The sequence below is a fragment of the Roseovarius halophilus (ex Wu et al. 2025) genome (assembly GCF_047086965.1).
On the sequence record NZ_JBKOTX010000362.1, the window covers coordinates 1 to 3,251 of the forward strand.

Annotated in this window: 4 protein-coding genes; 3 read left to right on the plus strand and 1 reads right to left on the minus strand. The window is 64.3% G+C overall.

Annotation, left to right across the window (positions count from 1 at the left end; translation table 11 throughout):
• The coding region (locus ACH107_RS31395; protein WP_412509572.1) for an NAD(P)H-hydrate epimerase at positions 1-652 on the minus strand (652 nt) is incomplete at its 3' end.
• Between the two features lie 167 nt (positions 653-819).
• Here ACH107_RS31395 and ACH107_RS31400 point away from each other — a divergent pair.
• The 3 genes from ACH107_RS31400 to ACH107_RS31410 all read left to right on the plus strand — a co-directional run.
• A complete protein-coding gene (locus ACH107_RS31400; protein ID WP_412509573.1) occupies positions 820-1,158 on the plus strand; it encodes a P-II family nitrogen regulator in 339 nt (112 codons plus the stop codon).
• Positions 1,159-1,189: 31 nt separating this feature from the next.
• Positions 1,190-2,596: a type I glutamate--ammonia ligase gene (gene glnA, locus ACH107_RS31405; RefSeq protein ID WP_412509574.1), complete on the plus strand. Its 1,407-nt coding sequence runs from the start codon at positions 1,190-1,192 to the stop codon at positions 2,594-2,596.
• 276 nt (positions 2,597-2,872) lie between these two features.
• Positions 2,873-3,251 (plus strand): hypothetical protein (locus ACH107_RS31410; RefSeq protein ID WP_412509575.1); only part of this gene is annotated, 379 nt, incomplete at its 3' end.

Consider the following 3,251-nt stretch of genomic DNA (forward strand, 5'->3'; position numbering starts at 1 on the left):
GGCCCGATGCCGCCGCCGCCGGCCCGAGGTGATGGCCCAGCCGGGGGCGCTCGAACGTCACGGTCAGGTGCGCGTGCGGGCGATACGGCGCGTCGCTGTCCGGACCCTCGGGCCGGAACAGGGCCCGGCCGCTGTCGCTGCAAAAGCCCGACGGCATGTCGATGGCCACGACATGGGCCCGCGGCAGCGCGGCATGGTGGGCGATCGCGGTGACAAGCCTGCTCAGGTCCGCGTCGAGCGGCCGCGACAGGCCCGTTCCGAAGATCGCGTCCACCAGCAGCCGCGCGTCGCGCACGGCGTCCATGTCCAGCGCTTCCAGCGGGCGCACCGGCCCCGCCTCCTGCCAGCGCCGGTAATTCGCCCGCGCATCCGGCGGCAGTTTTTCGGCATCACCGTACAGGAAGACCTCGACCTGCCAGCCCCTGTCCGCCAGCAATCGCGCGACGACGAAACCATCCCCGCCATTGTTGCCCGGTCCGCAGAGCACGATCGCCCGGTCCGGAGCCCGGGCCAGTTCGGGCCATTCCCCGAGGGCCGCATCCACCACGCCGCGGCCCGCGCGCTCCATCAGCTCGCGGCCGGTGACCTCCCCCGACTCGATGGCGCGGGCTTCGATGGCGCGCATCTGGGCGGCTGTCAGCAATTCCGTCATGGGCCCTCGCGATTCAATATCACCCATTATACAGGCATATTGCACAATTTTTAGGCAACACGCCACGCGTCGGCATCGTAGCAACGCGTGCAAACCCTATCCGATTGTGCCCCGCGCTGAGAAGTGGTCGAAAACCAACCGCAACCGGTAGCAAGGAGGACGGGCAAATGAAGAAGATCGAGGCGATCATCAAGCCCTTCAAGCTCGATGAGGTCAAGGAGGCGCTGCAGGATGTCGGCGTTCAGGGTCTGTCCGTCATCGAGGTCAAGGGGTTCGGCCGCCAGAAGGGCCACACCGAACTCTACCGCGGGGCCGAGTACGTGGTCGATTTTCTGCCCAAGGTGAAAATCGACGTGGTGCTCGATGACGATCAGGTCGACGCCGCGGTCGAGGCCATCACCGAGGCCGCCAAGACCGACAAGATCGGCGACGGCAAGATCTTCGTCAGCCCCGTCGAACAGGCCATCCGCATCCGCACCGGCGAGACCGGTTCGGACGCGTTGTGACAAGAACCACCCAAAGGAAGGACACCCAGACATGAGCACAAGCGATCTGCTCAAGACGATCAAGCACGAGGAAGTCGAATATGTCGACATCCGTTTCACCGACCCGCGCGGCAAGCTGCAGCACGTGACGGTCATCGCGGACGAGGTCGACGAGGATTTCCTCGAGGAAGGCTTCATGTTCGACGGCTCGTCGATCGCCGGCTGGAAATCCATCGAGGCATCGGACATGAAGCTGCTGCCCGACACCGAGAGCGCCTACATCGACCCGTTCTACGCGGAAAAGACGATCTGCGTGCACTGCTCGGTGGTGGAGCCGGACACCGGCGAACCCTACAACCGTGACCCGCGCGGCACCGCCGAGAAGGCCGAGGCGTACCTGAAATCCTCCGGCATCGGCGATTCGGCCTTCTTCGGCCCCGAGGCCGAATTCTTCCTTTTCGACGACGTGCGTTTCTCGAACTCCATCAACAAGGTCTCCTACGAGGTGGACGCGATGGACGGGTCGTGGAACACCGACACCGAGTACGAGATGGGCAACACCGGCCATCGTCCGGGCGTCAAGGGCGGGTACTTCCCGGTGAACCCGATCGACGACGGGCAGGACATCCGCTCGGAAATGCTGTCGACGATGAAGCGTCTCGGCATGAAGGTGGACAAGCACCACCACGAGGTGGCCAGTTGCCAGCACGAGCTCGGCCTGATCTTCTCCTCGCTCACCAAGCAGGGCGACGAGCTTCAGAAATACAAGTACGTCATCCACAACGTCGCGCAGGCCTACGGCAAGACGGCGACCTTCATGCCCAAGCCCATCTACGGCGACAACGGCACCGGGATGCATGTCAACATGTCGATCTGGAAGGACGACAAGCCGCTCTTCGCGGGCGACAAGTACGCCGACCTCAGCCAGGAGGCGCTGTATTTCATCGGCGGCATCCTCAAGCACGCCAAGACGCTGAACGCCTTCACCAACCCCTCGACCAACAGCTACAAGCGGCTGATCCCGGGGTTCGAGGCGCCGGTGCTGCGCGCCTACTCGGCCCGCAACCGCTCGGGCTGCGTGCGCATCCCGTGGACGGAAAGCCCCAAGGCCAAGCGCGTCGAGGCCCGCTTCCCCGACCCGTCGGCGAACCCCTACCTGTGCTTTTCGGCCCTGCTGATGGCCGGTCTCGACGGCATCAAGAACAAGGTCGACCCGGGCGAGGCCATGGACAAGAACCTTTATGACCTGCCGGCCGAGGAACTCGGCGGCATCCCGACCGTCTGCAGCTCGCTGCGCGAAGCGATCGAGTCGCTGGCGGCGGATCACGACTTCCTGCTCGCGGGGGACGTGTTCACCAAGGACCAGATCGAGGGCTATATCGAGCTCAAGATGGAAGAGATCGAGGCCTACGAGCACACGCCGCACCCGGTCGAATTCCAGCTCTACTACAGCTGCTGATCCGCCTCGGGCGCGAAAAAGCTCGGAATCGATCAATTGGGCAGTCCCCTCGGGGACTGCTCTTTTTGCGGTCCGGCCCGCCACGCCCCACCGCGACAGGGCCGATTGCCGTAATGTGTCCTTATTTGAAACAAACTGATTTCTACATCTTAAAGTAATACGAACTCGTACAGACAGAAAGCGAGCGCCGAAATGACCTCCGACAACACATGGGTTACGGCAGGACTGGTATTTCTCGGTACGAGAGATCTGGACGTCGCCACGATGGGTAAAAACGTGGCCGACACCCTTGAGCGACTGGACGAAACGGTGCGCAGCGTGCGCGTGCTGCCGGATGGCAGCGCCCTCGTGAAATCCGACCGGTACTACGTCAGGTTGTGCACCGACAGGGACAAGCCTGTCGCGGCCCTCGACACGCCGGCGTCTTCGTGGCTGGAGCTGCGGGTGTCGCAAGCCCCCGATGCAGGCCGCTGCGCGCATTCGGCGCGCCATCGGACACTGGCCCGGGTTGTCGCGTCCCTCCAGCGCGAGCTGCAGGCGGACTTCATCCAGTGGCTCAAGCCCGAAACGATGCTGACGCGGGAGCAGTTCGCGTCGGCGGTGGAAACGACGGACGCGGACCGCGCGAAGCGCCGGGCCGTCGCCGGGCGGCGCC